Here is a 16,710-nt window from a genome sequence, read left to right as displayed (position 1 = left end):
CCGGTCGGTGGCGGCTGTCGAAAAGGTGCGGCGCGGGTGGCTCGTTCCGCCCTACGATCCCTCGCATGCTGCTTCGCCGAACGTTAAGGATCGTCATGGTCCTCGCCGTCGCCCTCGTGGGCGCGGTGGAGGGGGGAACGAGAACGGCGCGGGCCGAGGAGGGCCGGGCGCCGGACGGCCGACAGTTGCTGTTCTTCAACCACACCTATGGGGTGTTCGACCGGGAGACCGCCGACGCCATCGAACACTCGGATTATCTAAGGGAGTTCGCGAACTTCCAGGTCCGCACCACGACCGGGACCGGCGGGGAGCGCTGGACCGGACGCTATCTGATGGGCCGCGAGACCTACCTCGAACTGTTCGGGGTCGGCGATGTGCCCGGCCAGGACGGCACCCTCGGCTCCGCGGGGCTCGGGCTCTCGACCGAGTACGCCGGGGATCTGGCCACGGTGACCCGGCGACTGCCGGACGAGGGGGTGGCCGACCCCGTCGCGTTCCGGCAGACGCGTGACTTCGGGGACGGCGTTCCGGTGCCGTGGTTCGACGCCGTGTTCACCGACGCCGGGTACGACGCCTTCGGGGCGTGGGGGATGGAGTACCTGCCGGAGTACTTCGCGGACCCGCGCGGCGACACCCAGCCCGCCCGCTACCCCGGTGACGTGGGCCGGGAGCGGTACCTGTCCGACGGCTACCGTGATCATCTGATGCGGGACGTGACGTCCGTCCGGCTCGCGGTCACGGCGGGCGACCTCGCCGACACCGTGCCTTTGCTGCGGGCCGGTGGGTTCGACGTGCGGACCCTGACGGGTGGCGCGGTGCTCGCGCGGGGCGGCGGCACCACGATCCGGCTCGACCCCGTCACCCGCGACCGTGCCGGGCTGCGCCAGCTCGAACTGTCGCTCAACCGGCCCCTCAAGGACCGGCACGAGCAGCGCATCGGCCACTCCACCCTCACCGTCGGCCCGGGCAGCGGCGCCGTGTGGACGTTCGACGCCCCGCAGTAGCCGCTGCCGACCAGGTCCCCGCCGGGTGCCGCGCGCAACACCCGGCGAGGACAGGGTGGTTGGGCGGTTCGGTGCCCCCGCCTGCCAGGTGGGCCGTGTTCACCGCCCCGCACGGCCCCGGCGGGCAGGGCGCGGCTGTGCAGGGGCCTTCGATCGGCGCCTCAATGCGCGTACCGGTCCCGGAGTTCGCGTTTGAGGATCTTCCCGGCGGCGTTGCGCGGGAGTTCGTCGGTGAAGAAGATCCGCTTGGGTGCCTTGAAGTCGGAGAGCTTCTCCCGTGCGTGGGCGAGGAGTTGGGCCTCGGTGACCGCGCCGCGCGGGACGACGACCGCCGTGACGGCCTCGATCCACCGCTCGTCGGGCAGCCCGATCACGGCGACCTCGGCGACCGCCTCATGGGTGTACAGGGCGTCCTCGACCTGACGTGAAGCGACCAGCACACCACCGGAGTTGATGACGTCCTTCACCCGGTCGACGATCGTGTAGTAGCCGTGCGCGTCCCGCACCGCGAGGTCACCGGAGTGGAACCAGCCGTCCCGGAACGCGGCGGCCGTCTCCTCGGGCTTGTCCCAGTAGCCCTCGCACAACTGCGGTGACCGGTAGACGATTTCACCGGCGGTGCCGTCGGGGACCTCGTCGCCCGCCTCGTCGACCACCCGCGCGTCGACGAAGAGCACCGGGCGGCCGCAGGAGTCCATCCGGCCCTTGTGCTCGTCGGGTGCCAGGACGGTGGCGAGGGGGCCGATCTCGCTCTGGCCGAAGCAGTTGTAGAAGCCCAGTTTCGGCAGCCGTTCGCGCAGCCGCTCCAGGACCGGCACCGGCATGATCGACGCCCCGTAGTACGCCTTGCGCAGCCCGGACAGGTCACGGGAGGCGAAGTCGGGCCGGGCCGCGAGGCCGATCCACACGGTCGGCGGCGCGAACAGGCTGTCCACGCGGCCCTCTTCGATCAGGTCGAGGAGGAGGTCGCCGTCGGGCGCGTCCAGGATCAGGTTGGTGGCGCCGACCGCCAGGTACGGCAGCAGGAAGACGTGCAGCTGGGCGGAGTGGTAGAGGGGCAGGGCGTGCGCGGGACGGTCACCGGCGCTCAGGTCGAGGGCGGTGATCGCGCTCAAGTAGGCGTGGATCAGGGCCCGGTGGGTCATCATCGCGCCCTTGGGCTCGGCCGTGGTGCCCGAGGTGTAGAGCAGCTGGACGAGATCCTCGGAGCGCGGCTCGGGCCCGTCGAAGGGCGGGGCGTCGGCGAGCCGGGCGAGGAGGCAGCCGTCGGCGTCCCGCAGCGGCAACGCCCTGGTGCCGGGCGGGAGTTGGGTGGCGAGGTCCGGGTCGGTGAGGACCAGGGTGGAGCCGGACTGGTCGAGGAGGTAGGCGAGGTCGTCGCCGGTGAGGTGGTGGTTGACGGGGACGTGCACCAGGCCCGCGCGGGCGCAGGCGAGGAAGGCGATCAGGTAGGCGTCGGAGTTGTGGCCGTAGGCGGCGACCCGGTCGCGGGGTGCCAGGCCCTCGGCGAGCAGGACGCCGGCCGCGTGGGAGACGGCCGCGTCCAGTTCCTCGTACGTCCAGGTGCGGTCACGGTACTCGACCGCGCGGCGTGCGGGGGTGCGGCGGGCACTGCGTCGCAGCGCCCCGTCGACGGTGCTGCCCTGTCCCTGCGTCATGGCTCATGATCCTCGGCCCGGCACGGGAACAGGTCAAGCCGACGGTCATTCCGGACGGGTACGGCCCTGCCGGGAGGGGTCGCGCAACTGCCGTCAGGCCCTCTCTGATACACCGTCATTTTTCTTTCCGAGCAAGGGAGATGGGGTGGTCTGACCGGTAAGTGCGGGCGCGCGTAAGCCGGTTGCCGGGACCGGTGGGGGTCAGCCTCCGGTGGTTTCCAGGACCGCCATCGCCGCGTTGTGGCCTGGCACCCCGCTCACCCCTCCCCCGCGGACCGCGCCCGCCCCGCACAGCAGGACGTTCGGGTGCCGGGTCTCCACGCCCCAACGGCCGCTGTCCTCCTGGGCGTAGGGCCAGCTCAGATCGCGGTGGAAGATGTTGCCGCCGGGCAGCCGCAGGTCGCGTTCGAGGTCGAGCGGGGTCTTCGCCTCGATGCAGGGGCGCCCGTCCGCGTCGGTGGCCAGGCAGTCGGCGAGGGGTTCGGCGAGGTGGGCGTCGAGTTCGGCGACGGTGGCCTTGAGCAGTTCGTCGCGGGTGGCGTCGTTGTCCCGGTCGAAGAGCCGGGCGGGGGTGTGCAGGCCGAACAGGGTGAGCGTCTGGTAGCCCCGCGCGACCAGGTCGGGGCCGAGGATCGTCGGGTCGGTGAGGGAGTGGCAGTAGATCTCCGACGGGGGTGCGGCGGGCAGCCGGCCGGCGTCGGCCTGGGCGTGCGCGGTGCGCAGTTGCTCGTAGCCCTCGGCGATGTGGAAGGTCCCGGCGAACGCCTCACGCGGGTCGACGGACGGGTCGCGCAGCCTCGGCAACCGCGTGAGCAGCATGTTCACCTTGAGCTGGGCGCCCTCGACGGGGGCCGGCGGGGTGTCGCCCGTGAGGGCGGCGAGGACGTGCGGGGAGGCGTTGACGAGGACGTGCCGGGCGGCGACGGTGGCCTCGCCGTCGGCGGTGCGGTAGGTGACCTCGGCGGTGGTGCCGTCGGTGGCGATGCGCAGGGCCTCGTGGCCGGTGGCGAGGGTCGCGCCGGCCGCGCGGGCGGCGCCTGCCAGGGCGTCGGTGAGGGCACCCATGCCGCCGACGGGGACGTCCCAGTCGCCGGTGCCGCCGCCGATCACGTGGTAGAGGAAGCAGCGGTTCTGGCGCAGTTCGGGGTCGTGGGCGTCGGCGAAGGTGCCGATCAGGGCGTCGGTGAGGACGACGCCCCGGACCAGGTCGTCGGCGAAGCGGTCCTCGATGGTGACGCCGACCGGCTCCTCGAACAGGGTCCGCCAGGCCTCCTCGTCGTCGACGCGGCGGCGCAGTTCCTCGCGGGTGGGCAGGGGTTCGGTGAGGGTGGGGAAGACCCGCTGGGCGACCTTGCCGGTCATGCCGTAGAAGCGTTGCCAGGCCTGGTACTCGTGCTCCGAGCCGGTCAGCCGGGCGAACGCCTCCCGGGTGCGCCGGGGTCCGCCGCCGACCAGGAGTCCGGTGGCCCGGCCCGCGCGTTCGACCGGGGTGTACGAGGAGATGGTGCGGGCGCGGACCCGGAAGTCGAGGCCGAGGTCCCGGACGATCTTCCGGGGCAACAGGCTGACCAGGTAGGAGTAGCGGGACAGTCGGGCGTCGACGCCCTTGAAGGGCCGGGTGGAGACGGCGGCGCCGCCGGTGCCGGTCAGCCGTTCCAGGACGAGCACGGAGCGTCCGGCCCGGGCCAGGTAGGCGGCGGCGACCAGGCCGTTGTGCCCTCCGCCGACGATGACGGCGTCGTACGCGCGGGGTCCCTCGTGTGCAGGCATGGTTCTTCGTAACACGTGATGATCGCAAACAGCCACAGGCGCACGCCGCCCACCCGGCAACGGTGGGAAACGGTCCGTTTTCGGCCACCGGGTGCCGCTCCTCGTATCCGGACGCCGGAGAGGAATTCCCGGCGGCCGCGGTCGCCGTACCCGTTTCTCCCGGTCGTTCCCGGCGACGGTTCGCACGGGCGGGTGCCGCCATTCTTTTCTTCCGGGAGGAAAACGCGTCACTTCGCGCAGGAAGAGTACGCAAATACCGGCTCTCCTTCTCCCGGAGATATCTCCGGCGCCTGAGCCGTTTCACGTTCGACCAACGGGTTCTTTGTCGTGGGGCTGGGGCGTCCTGGCCGTGCGATGTGGCGTGAATGCCTCGGCACGGTGGCGCTGATCCGGCCCCGGCCGCTCGCGCGGTGCCGTCACCTCCGGGTGACGCGCAGGTCCGCGGGGTGTTCCGGCGCCGGGTCGGGGGTGCTGTCCGGCTCCGGGGGTGCGGTGCGCGACCAGCGGCGGGCGAGCGAGGCGCAGATCAGCAACTGACTCGTGTGGTAGATCATCAACGGCAGGACGATCAGCCCGACCTCGTCCGGCACGAAGAGCACCGAGGCGATCGGCAGGCCGCTGGCCAGGCTCTTCTGCGAGCCGCAGAAGACCGCCGTCACCCGGTCGGCGTGCGCGAAGCCCAGCAGCCGCGCGACCGTGCCCGCCAGGCCGAACGACACCGCGAACAGCAGCACGCTGACGGCGAGCAGGGCCGCGAGGCGCGCGGGGTGGATGTCGTGCCAGATCCCGGCGGTCATCCCGTGGCTGAAGGCGGAGTAGACGACGAGCAGGATCGAGCCCCGGTCGGCCAGCATGGTCAGCCGCCGGTGCCGGGTGACCCAGCCGGAGATCCAGCGCCGCAGCAACTGCCCCACGGCGAACGGCAGAAGAAGCTGCACGAGGATGGCGACGACCTGCCCGGCCGAGATGAGCGACCCGCCGCCGCGCCCGGTGTCGAGCAGCCAGGCGGCGAGCAGCGGGGTGACCACCAGGCCGATCAGGCTGGAGAACGACGCGGCACAGATCGCCGCCGGAACGTTGCCCCGCGCGACCGACGTGAACGCCACCGACGACTGGACGGTGGACGGCAGCACGCACAGGAACAGCACCCCGGCGGTCAGCCCGGGGCCGAGCCACGCCTGCGGCAGCAGCAGCGTCACCGCCCCGAGCAGCGGGAACGCGACGAACGTGAGCAGCAGGATCGGCAGATGCAGCCGCCAGTGCCGAAACCCGTCGTACACCGCCTGGGGCGAGAGCCGGGCCCCGTAGAGGAAGAACAGCAGGCCCACGGCGACCTTGGTGGCCCAGCCGAAGCCGTCGGCCGCACGGCCGTGGGCGGGCAGCAGGGCGGCCAGGCCGATGACGGCGAAGAGGGTGATGATGTACCAGTCGGCGCGGCGCAGCAGACCGCGGACAGCGTGCATGGAAACGAGCACCTTCCGGACGGCGGGAGGGGCCACGGCACCTGCCCGGCCGGGGGCGGACGGCCCCCGGCCGGGCAGGGCGGGTTCCGCCCCGGACACCTGCTGTCAGGTTCAGATGTCCGGGACGGAGGCTCGGTCTCGGGCCGTGACCCGGGGAACGCGGGTGAGCGACGGTCAGCCGACCGAGACCGGCGCCGGGATCTGCACGGCGGTGTGGTTGCGGCTGATGTTCTTCTCCAGCAGCTCGATGCACTCGGGCACACCCACGCTCTGCGCCGTGTGCTGCGGCAGCCGTCCGTCGGCGGCCTTCAGCTCGGTGAGCGCCTGGTCGATGGCGGTCTGCGCGGCGAACAGGCACGGCGTGCTGTAGATGGCGACGTCGACGCCCAGCTCGGTCAGTTCGGGCAGCGAGAGGCGGGGCGACTTGCCGCCGGCGATCTGGTTGAAGAGCAGCGGCTTGGTGCCGATGACGTCGCGTACCTTGCGAATCCAGTCGACGCTGCGGACGCCGTCGACGAGGATGACATCGGCGTCGGTGGCCGCCAACGCCTCGGCGCGGCGCAGGATCTCGCTCTCCTCCGTGGCGTCGGTGCGGGCGACCACGACCAGGTCGCGCCGGGCCTTGAGCACCATGTCCAGCTTGTCGAGGTACTCCTCCAGGGGCAGCACCTGCTTGCCGTCGACGTGCCCGCAGCGCCGGGGCCGCTTCTGGTCCTCCAGGATCACACCGGACGCCCCGATGCTCTCCAGCTGTTGAACGACATGACAGGCGGTCTCCGGATCGACGTAGCCGTCGTCGATGTCGACGAGCAGATGCTGGGCCGGGAAGGCCAGCCGCAGCCGCTGCACGAAGCCGACGATGTCGGGCCAGGCGATGAACCCGATGTCCGGCAGCCCGTAGTGGGAGGCCGCGAAGCCGAAGCCGGAGATGAACATGCCGTCGTAGTGCTGGGCCGACACCGAGGCCGAGAACATGTCGAACACCCCGATGAGCGGGGTCGTCCCGGAGTCGCCGATCGCGGCACGTAGCCGGTTGGGGTGGTTCACGCTATCCTCCGACGAGTAAACGTATGGCCGTTCGCAGGGTGAGCCCATGCCGCCAAGCCTTGAGGCTGCTCCTGCCAGGTCATACGTGGGAACGGACCGGGTGTGCGCGTCTTCGTGGCGCGCCGCCCGGTTTTTTGGTTCGCGGATGCCGACGCACAACGCCTGCGGCAGCCACGGGGAATTCGGGCAGGGGGATATCGATATCTGGCCCCGACCCACAGCGATCCCCGGCCACATTTCGTAGCGTGACCGAGTGCTCACCGATACGGCGACATTATTCAACGATTGGTCATGTGACAACCGCGCCTTGGTAAAGAGGCCTGATGATGGTGGGTTTCTCGCCGCCGGATTCCGCTGCATTCATGCGCCATGCGCATGGCCCCGAAATGCCCGCGACTCCCTGATCCCCGGACGTTCCGGGCGCCTTCTCCAGGGTCAGGGGAGGCCCTGAACCCCCTCAATAGGGGGCGCGCTATGGCCTGATCCCAGCCGGACCGCGCCCCGTCGCGCCCCGGTCTCGCGGGAGAAGCGCTTCCGGCCCCGTGGGTCGCCGTGCCGGGTGGGGGGCGTCGTCCGGCGTCAACTCGGCTAAGCGGGCGCGCAGTTGGATGCGTGGCCGCCGTTGCCCGGGCGGGTGGTCGTGCGGTCCGCATACAGTGGGCCGACCACGGACGGGAGCGAGCACGCGCATGACGAGCCGGTTGACGTTGATCACGCCCGCGATCAGTGCGGCCCTGCGGGAGGCCCGGTTCGACGACGGCTGCCCGCTCGACCCGTCCGGTGTCCGGCAGGCCCGGGCGGCGGCCGGAACGTTTCCGGCGGCGGACCGCGTCTGGGTCTCCCCCACCCCGCGCTGCCGGGAGACCGCCGAGGCGCTCGGCCTCGACGCCGTGCCCGCACCGGAGTTGACGGGGCTCGACGCGGGCCGCTGGCGCGGTGAGACGCTGGCCGAGGTCGCGGAGCGGGAGCCCGTGGAGCTGGCCCGCTGGCTGGCCGACCCGGACGCGGCGCCGCACGGCGGGGATTCGGTGCGCGCGCTGTGCGACCGGGTGGCACGGTGGCTGGAGTCGGCGGCCCGGGACAGCGGCCGCACGCTCGCCGTGGTCGAGCCGGAGGTCGTCAGGGCCGGTGTGGTGCGGGCCCTCGGCGCGCCGGAGTCGGCGTTCTGGCGCACCGATGTCACCCCGCTGACGGCCGTGGAACTCAGCGGCAGGTCCGGGCGGTGGAACGTACGGATGGGCCACCCGCTCGACGTCTCCGGTTAGGCGACGGCCCGCGTCACCTCAGCAGGGCGGCGAAGGCCGTGCAGGCGCGGGCGCAGGCGCGGCAGGCCTCGGCAGTGGACTCGGCGGCCGGTTGCGCGTCGAGGAGGTGCGCGGTCTCCAGGCACAGGCTGCGGCACCAGTCCAGTTGCACCAGGATCGCGGCCTCGTCGAGCCGGTCCTCCTCGGACAGCATCAGAGCGGTCGCGTCGCACACGTCGGCGCAGGCGATGCTCTCCCGGCGGACCCGCTCCTGGCCCGCGTGGCCGTCGGACTCCCACAGCCCGGCCCGCACGACGCACACCCGGGCGCACTCGCCGCAGGCCTGCGCGCAGTCGAACCGCTCCTCCAGATACCGGAACAGCTCCTGCGGGGACGCCGAGAAGGTCACACCGTCCGGGTTGCCCCGACGGCCCACACCAAACCCGGGGAAGGGGACGTCACGGGGAGGGGACGGGCACCGGGAGCCCCGCCGGACGTGGAGCGCGGGCGAACGGCTCACACGGCGCCCTCCGCCACCAGGTCCGGCCGCCTCGCCCGCCGGGTCCGGCCCCCTCGCCGCTCCCTCCCGTCACTCCCCCACGTACCGGGCCAGGTGCTCGCCGGTGAGGGTGGAGCGGGCCTCGACCAGTTCCGTCGGGGTGCCCTCGAAGACGATCGTGCCGCCGTCGTGGCCCGCGCCGGGGCCGAGGTCGATGATCCAGTCGGCGTGGGCCATGACCGCCTGGTGGTGCTCGATGACGATGACCGACTTGCCGGCGTCGACGAGCCGGTCGAGGAGGGCGAGGAGCTGTTCGACGTCGGCGAGGTGGAGGCCGGTGGTCGGCTCGTCGAGGACGTACACGCCGCCCTTGTCGCCCAGGTGGGTGGCCAGCTTGAGCCGTTGCCGCTCGCCGCCGGAGAGGGTGGTCAGCGGCTGTCCGAGGCTGAGGTAGCCGAGGCCGACGTCCGCGAGCCGGGCCAGGACACGGTGCGCGGCCGGGGTCGCCGCCTCTCCGGTGCCGAAGAACTCCACCGCCTCCGTCACCGACATCGCGAGGACCTCGCTGATGTCCCGGCCGCCGAGCCGGTATGCGAGGACCGAGGCCTGGTAGCGCCTGCCCTCGCACTCCTCGCAGACGGAGGAGACACCGGCCATCATCGCCAGGTCGGTGAAGACGACACCGGCGCCGTTGCAGGTGGGGCAGGCGCCCTCCGAATTGGCGCTGAACAGGGCGGGTTTGACGCCGTTGGCCTTGGCGAACGCCTTGCGGATCGGCTCCAGCAGGCCGGTGTAGGTGGCCGGGTTGCTGCGCCGGGAGCCGCGGATCGGGCTCTGGTCGACGGACACCACACCCTCGTCGGAGGGGATCGACCCGTGCACGAGGGAGCTTTTGCCGGAACCGGCGACGCCGGTGACGACGGTGAGCACGCCGAGCGGGACGTCGACGTCGACGTCCTTGAGGTTGTTGGCGTGCGCGCCGCGGATCTTCAGGGTGCCGGTGGGTTCGCGGACCGTGTCCTTGAGGGCGGCGCGGTCGTCGAGGTGGCGGCCGGTGACGGTGTCGGAGGCCCGCAGTCCCTCGACGGTGCCCTCGAAGCAGACGGTGCCGCCCGCCGTTCCGGCGCCGGGGCCGAGGTCCACGACGTGGTCGGCGATGGCGATGGTCTCCGGCTTGTGCTCGACGACCAGCACGGTGTTGCCCTTGTCGCGCAGGCGCAGCAGCAGGTCGTTCATCCGCTGGATGTCGTGGGGGTGCAGGCCGACGGTGGGTTCGTCGAAGACGTAGGTGGTGTCGGTGAGGGAGGAGCCGAGGTGGCGGATCATCTTGACGCGCTGCGCCTCGCCGCCGGACAGGGTGCCGGCGGGCCGGTCCAGGGAGAGGTAGCCGAGGCCGATCTCCACGAACGACTCCAGGGTCAGCCGGAGCGCGGTGAGCAGCGGTGCCACCGATGGCTCGGCGAGTGCGCGCACCCAGACGGCGAGGTCGCTGATCTGCATCGCGCAGGCGTCGGCGATGCTCAGGCCCGCGATCTTCGAGGCTCTGGCGCCCTCGGCGAGACGGGTGCCCTCGCAGTCGGGGCAGGTGGTGAAGGTGACCGCCCGGTCGACGAACTCCCGGATGTGCGGCTGCATGCCCTCCCGGTCCTTGGCCAGCATCGACTTCTGGATGCGCGGGAGCAGACCTTCGTAGGTCATGTTGATGCCGGCGATCTTCATCCGGGTCGGCTCGCGGTGCAGGAAGTCCTGTAGCTCCCGCTGGGTGAACTTCTTGATCGGCTGGTCCGGGTCGAAGAAGCCGGACTCGCTGTAGAGGCGGTGGTTCCAGCCGCCCGCCTTGTAGCCGGGGACGGTGAGCGCGCCCTCGTTCAGGGACTTGGTGTCGTCGTAGAGCTGGGTGAGGTCGAGGTCGGAGACCGTGCCGCGGCCCTCGCAGCGCGGGCACATGCCGCCGGTGCGGGAGAAGGTCGCCTTCACCGTCTTCTGCGCGCCGCGTTCGACGGTGATCGCGCCGCTGGCCCGGACCGAGGGGACGTTGAAGGCGTAGGCGCCGGGCGGGCCGATGTGCGGGTCGCCGAGCCGGCTGAAGAGGATGCGCAGCATGGCGTTGGCGTCGGTGGCGGTGCCGACCGTGGAGCGCGGGTCGGCGCCCATCCGCTGCTGGTCGACGGTGATGGCGGTGGTCAGACCGTCGAGGACGTCGACCTCGGGGCGTGCCAGCGTCGGCATGAAGCCCTGGACGAAGGCGCTGTAGGTCTCGTTGATCAGGCGCTGCGACTCGGCGGCGATGGTGTGGAACACCAGGGAACTCTTGCCGGAGCCGGAGACGCCGGTGAACACCGTCAGCCGCCGTTTGGGGATCTCGACGCTGACGTCCTTGAGGTTGTTCTCGCGCGCGCCGTGCACCCGGATCAGGTCGTGGCTGTCGGCGACGTGCGCCTCGGACGGCTGGGGGTCGGTCCGTGCTGTCTTGCTCATGCGGTCTCCGCGCCTGCTGGTGTCCATGCCCGCCACGCTAACCGGACGGGCGGGGCGGATGCTTCTCGGTTCCTGACCGGTCCTGCGGGGCGGGGAACGCCCCGGTGCGCGGTCGGGGGCCGCCCCCGTGCGGCGCGGGACACGTCGGCCGTGAACCTGGGGGGAGTTGGCGCAAGGGTCCGCGCCGGGGGCCCTGTCTTCTGGTGGCGGTGGTCGCGGGGGGGGCGATGCCGTAGCCGGTGCGGAAGGCGCGGCTGAAGTCGGCGGCGTGGGTGAATCCCCGGCGGGCTCGGGATCGTGCAGGTGGCGCCGGATGAGGGCCTGGAGGCTCACGGACGGCGCCGACGGAGCGTTCCAGCCAGGCGGACCCTGCTGGCCGCCGTCTCAGACGCCGTGGCCTGCGGTCACGTCCCACACCCGGGCGGTGCCGTCGCCGGAGGCCGTGGCGAGGCGGGTGCCGTCCGGGCTGAACGCCACGTCCCAGACCTCGGCCCGGTGTCCGGTGAGGGTGGTCAGGGTGGCGCCGGTGGCCGGGTCCCAGAGGCGGGCGGTGCCGTCCGCGGAGGCCGACGCGAGCCGGGTGCCGTCGGGGCTGAAGGCCACCGCGTGGACGCCGCAGCGGTGGCCGTCCAGGGTGAGGAGGTGGTCGCCGGTGACCGCGTCCCACAGGCATACGGTCTCGTCGGCGGAGGCCGAGGCCAGCTGGGTGCCGTCCGGGCCGAACGCCACCGCGTACACCTCGCCGACGTGGCCTTCGAGGGTGAGGAGGTGGGTGCCGGTGGCCGCGTCCCACACGCCCACGGTGTGATCCGCGGAGGCCGACGCCAGCCGGGTGCCGTCCGGGCTGAACGCCACGTCCCAGACCTCGTCCTGGTGGCCGGACAGGGTGCCGGACAGGGTGCCGGACAGGGTGCCGGACAGGGTGCCCGGCTCGCCGTGGCAGTCCGCTTCCCACAGCCGTACGGCGCCGTCCTCGGAGGCGGTGGCGAGCCGTCGGCCGTCGGGGCTGAACGCCGTCGTGTGGACCTGGCCGTGGACCGTCAGTTCGAGGAGCTGTTCCTCGGTGGCCACGTCCCAGACCCGTCCGGTGCCGTGGGCCGTGGCCAGCCGGGTGCCGTCGGGGCTGAACGCGACGCTCCCGGCCCCGCACCTGGAGTCGGTGTACCGGCGCAGTTGCTGCCCGGTGGCCGCGTCCCAGAGGCGGGCGGTGCCGTCGGTCGACGCGGTGGCGAGCCGGGTGCCGTCCGGGCTGAACGTCACACCGCGCACCCCGTGTCCGACCTCGTGCCCGGTGAGGGTGAGCACGCACGCGTGGGCGCCGTCGACGCCGGAGGGGCTGTCCGGGGCCGGTTCGGGGAGATGGGGCAGGGTGCGCAGGTGCTCGCCGGTGGCCGTGTCCCACAGCCGGGCGGTGCCGTCGTCGAGGACGAGCGGACACTCCCCCACCCCGGCATCGGCGACCGACGGCGATATGGCATCACCGGAGCCAGAGTCAGGCGCGGCTTCGGGTTCGGGCGCGGCTTCGGGTTCGGGTTCGGGTTCGGGTTCGGGTTCGGGTTCGGGTTCGGGTTCGGGTTCGGGTTCGGGTTCGGGTTCGGGTTCGGCGGGAACGGTGTCCGGGGTGCCCTCGGTCACGCCGGAACCGTCCGTATCCGTGCCGTCGGGCTGCTGCTCCTCGGCCGCCCGGTCCAGCGGGGCGGTGAGGCCGCTGACGTCCCAGACCTGGCCGGTGCCATGGTCGGAGACGGTGAACAGGCGGGCCCCGTCCGGGCTGAAGGCCACCGCGTTCATGCGGCCCTCGTGATGGGTGAGGGCGAACAGGTAGGCGCCGGACGCGACGTTCCACAGGCGGGCCGTGCCGTCGAACGACGCCGTGGCCACATGCGTGCCGTCCGGGCTGAACACCGCGCTGCGCAGGCCGACATAGTGACCGGTGAGGACGAACAGAGGGTCACCGGTGGCCGTGTCCCACACGCGCGCGGTGCCGTCGTGGGAGGCGGTGAGCAGACGGGTGCCGTCGGGGCTGAACGCGACCCTGTTCACCCCGGCCGTGTGGCCGTCCAGCGTGTGCAACGGCCGTCCGGTGCCGGTCTCCCACACGCGTGCCGTGCCGTCGGAGGAGGCGGTGGCGACGCGACCGGCGTCGGGGCTGAGGGCGACGGCGTTCACCCCGGCGGTGTGACCGTGCAGGGTGCGCAGGTGGTCGCCGGTGACCGGGGTCCACAACGACGCCGTCGCATCGTCGGACGCGGTGGCGAGGAGGCTGCCGTCCGGGGCGAACCCGACGCCGTTCACCGCGGCCCTGTGCCCGGTCAGGGTGAGGAGCGGGCCGCCTGTGGTGCCGTCCCAGATCCGCGCCGTCGCGTCACCGGAGGCGGTGGCGATACGGCTGCCGTCCGGGCTGAACGCCACGTCGGCCACCCGGTCCGCGTGGCCGGTCAGGGCGAGCAGGAACGCGCCCGTGGTGGTGTCGAAGACCCGCGCGGCGTCGTCGGTGCAGGCGGCGGCCATGCGGGTGCCGTCGGCGCTGAACACCAGGCTCCGCATCGACGCGCCACGGCTGACGAACACGAACAGGGGCGGGGCGGCGGGCACTTGGGCCTGCGGGGCGTCACCATCGACGTAGCTGTCATACCTGTCGGACGTGTCGGAACTGTCGGCCCCGTCGGTCCCGTCGCGGCTGTTGTCGGAGTCCATCGCGCCCGTCGAGGGATGCGAACAGTTCTCGGTCATGCGTGATTACCATCCTCGGTCACTCGAAGGGGCAGGGCGGGTCATATCGTGGCGGACCCGATGTGTCGGTCCACCGACCCGCACAAGCCCCCTGGACGGGGCATCCAGGCGGTACCGTATAACCCCTTCGAAACAGGCCCAGGTCGACTTCCGGGATGCGGACTCCCCGCGCGTCCCGTCGCCCTCGCCGGGGCTGTCGGGTCCACCCGGTCCGTCGGCTGCCGGGTATCAGCCGGAGTGCTCGGCGTCGTTGGCGTCGTTCTCATGGTCGGAGAGGGTGATCGCGCGGCGGAGGATCTTGCCGGTCGGGCCCTTCGGGAGGGTGTCGGTGATCTGCACGATCCGGGGGTACTTGTACGGGGCGACCTGGGCGCGCACGAAGTCGCGCAGTTCGTCGGGGGTGGCGGTGGCGCCCGGTTTGAGGGCCAGCACCGCCGCGATCTCCTCGCCGTGGGTGGGGTGCGGGACGCCGATGACGGCGGCCTCGGCGACCGCCGGATGCCGGTGGAGGACCTCTTCGACCTCGCGGGGGTAGACGTTGAAGCCGCCGCGGATGATCAGGTCCTTCTTGCGGCCGACGATGCGGAAGAGGCCGTCGGGGTCGCGGACGCCGATGTCGCCGGTGCGCAGCCAGCCGTCCACGAGGGTCGCGGCCGTGGCCTCCGGGCGGCGCCAGTACCCCTTCATGACGTTGTGTCCGCTGATCGCTATCTCGCCGGGCTCCCCGTCCGGCGACGGGCGGCCCGCGTCGTCCTGGACCCGCATGCGGACGCCCTCGATCGGGGTGCCGATGGTGCCGGCCCGGCGGGGCCCGTCGGGGTGGTTGAACGACGCGACGGGTGACGTCTCCGAGAGGCCGTAGCCCTCCAGTACCGTGCAGCCGAAGGTCTCCTCGAAACCCCGGATGACCTCGCCCGGCAGGGCGGCGCCGCCGGAGGCGCACAGGCGCAGGGACGAGGTGTCCGTCGTGCGCGCGGCGGGGTGCGCGAGCAGGGCGGCGTACATCGTCGGCACGCCGAGGAAGACGGTGACGCGATCGCGTTCGATCATCCGCAGTACCTCGGCGGGGTCGAAGCGTGGCAGGAGGGTGAGGCACGCGCCCGTCGCGACGGCGCAGTTGAGGCCGACGGTCTGGCCGAAGGAGTGGAACAGCGGGAGGCCGCCGAAGATCACGTCGTCGGGGCGGAGCCGCAGCAGGGTGCGTGCGCAGACCTCGGTGTTGTGGGTGAGGTTGAGGTGGGTGAGTTCGGCGCCCTTGGGGTGACCCGTGGTGCCCGAGGTGTACAGGAGGACGGCGGTGTCCTCAGCCGCGCGGTCGGCCAGTTCCTCCACCGGGTCGTGTCCGGCCAGCAGTCGGGGCAGGCTGTCGCGGCCCACGGCCAGGCATCGGGTGCCGCAGGCCTCGGCGGCCGACGTCCCTTCGGCGGCGTACTCGTCCCACACCAGCAGCAACCTCGCCTGCGAGTCGGTGAGGTAGTGGTGGATCTCAGCCGACTTGAGCAGCGGGTTCATGGGAACGACCACGGCTCCGGCGCGCAGGATCGCGAAGTACAGGACGGCGAAGGCCGGGACGTTCGGCGCCATCAGCGCGACCCGGTCGCCGCGACGGACGCCCTCCGCGTGGAGCACGGCGACCATCCGTGCCGAACTCTCCGCCAGCGCACGGTAGTCGAGGGACTCGCTGCCCAGTCGCAGGGCGGTCTGTCCGGGGTTGCTCTTCGCCTGCGCGGTGAGGAACCTCGCGAGGTTCGCGGAGGCGGCGGGGTGCGGGACGGGGTGGGTCATGGCGGTTCCTTCGGGGGGTCGCGGGAGGTCGTCGATGCGGGTCGCCCTCGGCGGCGGGCGGGGGTCGGCGGGGCCGTTGCGGGAGGTCAGCGGTGGCTCTCCGTCCCACGGCAGCATTGCCACGCGCAACGGCTCGCATGCCGACGTCGCGTGGTCGGAGGCGTCCGGGGTCCGCCTGGGGCGACGGTTCCGGTGGGAACCCTGGCCTTCTCCCGGCGGGCGTTGTCGGGTGCGGTGGCGTCGGGGCTGGTCGGGCCCGTGTGGCGGAGCAGCGCATCCGTGCAGCCCCGCGCGCGTTTCCGGCTCGGCCCGGTCGTGGGCGGGAAGCGCGGTGCGCGGCGCTGGAAAGGGCGGGGCCGGGGCGCCGTTGGCACTGAGGCTGTTGGCCACGCGCTCATCGCACGAAGCGTTGCAGCTCGGCCCGGTGATCGGAAACCCACTGGTAGGCCGCCTGAACCTGCCTCACCGCCCCCGCGTCACGGAGGCGGGCCATGGCGGCGTCGCCCGCATCGGCCTGGGCGTTGATGCCTCGCCAGCACCGGTCCTGCCACCACAGGATCGTCGGCACCAGGCGCTGCCGGTCCACCAGGTCGGCGTTGTCTCCCCCGGTGCCGTCGACCTCGTAGCCGTCACCCTCGTAGCCGTCAGCCTCGTAGCTGTCAACGATCAGGCTCATGCGCCGAGTTGCTTCGTCGACGTCGGTGGTCGAAGGGCCCAGGTCGAGGTACTGCCAGCAGACATGGGCGAGGTCATGGATGCGGGCGCCGGGCGCGGCGAGGTCCCAGTCGATGAAGGCCGTCGGGCGCAACTCCCCACCGGACAGGCGGTAGACGGTGTTCTTGGGCGACAGGTCGTTGTGGCACACGACCTCCTGGGCCCCGGCCAGTGGGGAACCGGCCGTCAGGTCGTGGAACTCGCGTACGAGCCGGGCGAGCGTCACCAGGCTCTCGTCGGATGACACGGCGGCAGGTTGTCGCGGTTCCCATGCCACATGGCCGTCAAGGTGACTGAAAACGTCACGGCCCTCGT

General features: G+C 72.2%; 11 protein-coding genes. 2 read left to right on the top strand and 9 right to left on the bottom strand.

Annotated elements, in window-relative coordinates:
- The first annotated feature begins 65 nt into the window (after nt 1-65).
- Nucleotides 66-1,004, top strand: a complete 939-nt coding sequence (locus ACIQOU_RS02580) for a DUF5829 family protein (protein WP_401533214.1) — start codon at nt 66-68, stop codon at nt 1,002-1,004.
- A 161-nt stretch (nt 1,005-1,165) separates the two neighbouring features.
- On the opposite strand, the gene ACIQOU_RS02575 is transcribed toward ACIQOU_RS02580, so the two are convergent.
- From ACIQOU_RS02575 to ACIQOU_RS02560, 4 genes are all read right to left on the bottom strand, one after another.
- Nucleotides 1,166-2,662, bottom strand: coding sequence for an acyl-CoA synthetase (locus ACIQOU_RS02575; RefSeq protein WP_401533212.1), 1,497 nt, complete (start codon nt 2,660-2,662; stop codon nt 1,166-1,168).
- 201 nt (nt 2,663-2,863) lie between these two features.
- Complete coding sequence (locus ACIQOU_RS02570) at nt 2,864-4,432, bottom strand: phytoene desaturase family protein (protein WP_401533210.1); 1,569 nt, start codon at nt 4,430-4,432, stop codon at nt 2,864-2,866.
- Nucleotides 4,433-4,848: 416 nt separating this feature from the next.
- On the bottom strand, nt 4,849-5,895 hold the full coding sequence (locus ACIQOU_RS02565) for a bile acid:sodium symporter family protein (RefSeq protein WP_401533209.1): 1,047 nt from the start codon (nt 5,893-5,895) through the stop codon (nt 4,849-4,851).
- A 174-nt stretch (nt 5,896-6,069) separates the two neighbouring features.
- The gene (locus ACIQOU_RS02560) at nt 6,070-6,942 is read right to left on the bottom strand and encodes an oxaloacetate decarboxylase (protein ID WP_401533207.1); all 873 of its coding nucleotides are present in this window, start codon (nt 6,940-6,942) and stop codon (nt 6,070-6,072) included.
- 689 nt (nt 6,943-7,631) lie between these two features.
- Here ACIQOU_RS02560 and ACIQOU_RS02555 point away from each other — a divergent pair.
- A complete protein-coding gene (locus ACIQOU_RS02555; protein WP_401533206.1) occupies nt 7,632-8,207 on the top strand; it encodes a histidine phosphatase family protein in 576 nt (191 codons plus the stop codon).
- Nucleotides 8,208-8,220: 13 nt separating this feature from the next.
- On the opposite strand, the gene ACIQOU_RS02550 is transcribed toward ACIQOU_RS02555, so the two are convergent.
- The 5 genes from ACIQOU_RS02550 to ACIQOU_RS02530 form a co-directional block, all read right to left on the bottom strand.
- Nucleotides 8,221-8,595 (bottom strand): ferredoxin, encoded by a 375-nt coding sequence (locus ACIQOU_RS02550; protein WP_401533205.1) that lies wholly within the window; start codon nt 8,593-8,595, stop codon nt 8,221-8,223.
- Between the two features lie 180 nt (nt 8,596-8,775).
- The gene (locus ACIQOU_RS02545) at nt 8,776-11,163 is read right to left on the bottom strand and encodes an ATP-binding cassette domain-containing protein (RefSeq protein WP_401533202.1); all 2,388 of its coding nucleotides are present in this window, start codon (nt 11,161-11,163) and stop codon (nt 8,776-8,778) included.
- Between the two features lie 384 nt (nt 11,164-11,547).
- Complete coding sequence (locus tag ACIQOU_RS02540) at nt 11,548-13,896, bottom strand: WD40 repeat domain-containing protein (RefSeq protein ID WP_401533201.1); 2,349 nt, start codon at nt 13,894-13,896, stop codon at nt 11,548-11,550.
- 228 nt (nt 13,897-14,124) lie between these two features.
- On the bottom strand, nt 14,125-15,681 hold the full coding sequence (locus ACIQOU_RS02535) for a long-chain fatty acid--CoA ligase (RefSeq protein ID WP_401533199.1): 1,557 nt from the start codon (nt 15,679-15,681) through the stop codon (nt 14,125-14,127).
- 394 nt (nt 15,682-16,075) lie between these two features.
- A complete protein-coding gene (locus ACIQOU_RS02530) occupies nt 16,076-16,642 on the bottom strand; it encodes a phosphotransferase (RefSeq protein WP_401533198.1) in 567 nt (188 codons plus the stop codon).
- Nucleotides 16,643-16,710: the final 68 nt, after the last annotated feature.

It is taken from the genome of Streptomyces sp. NPDC091279, from assembly GCF_044757465.1.
Classification (GTDB): domain Bacteria; phylum Actinomycetota; class Actinomycetes; order Streptomycetales; family Streptomycetaceae; genus Streptomyces.
Note: the sequence above shows the minus strand (reverse complement) of the source record. Positions and strands in the feature narration are given on the sequence as shown.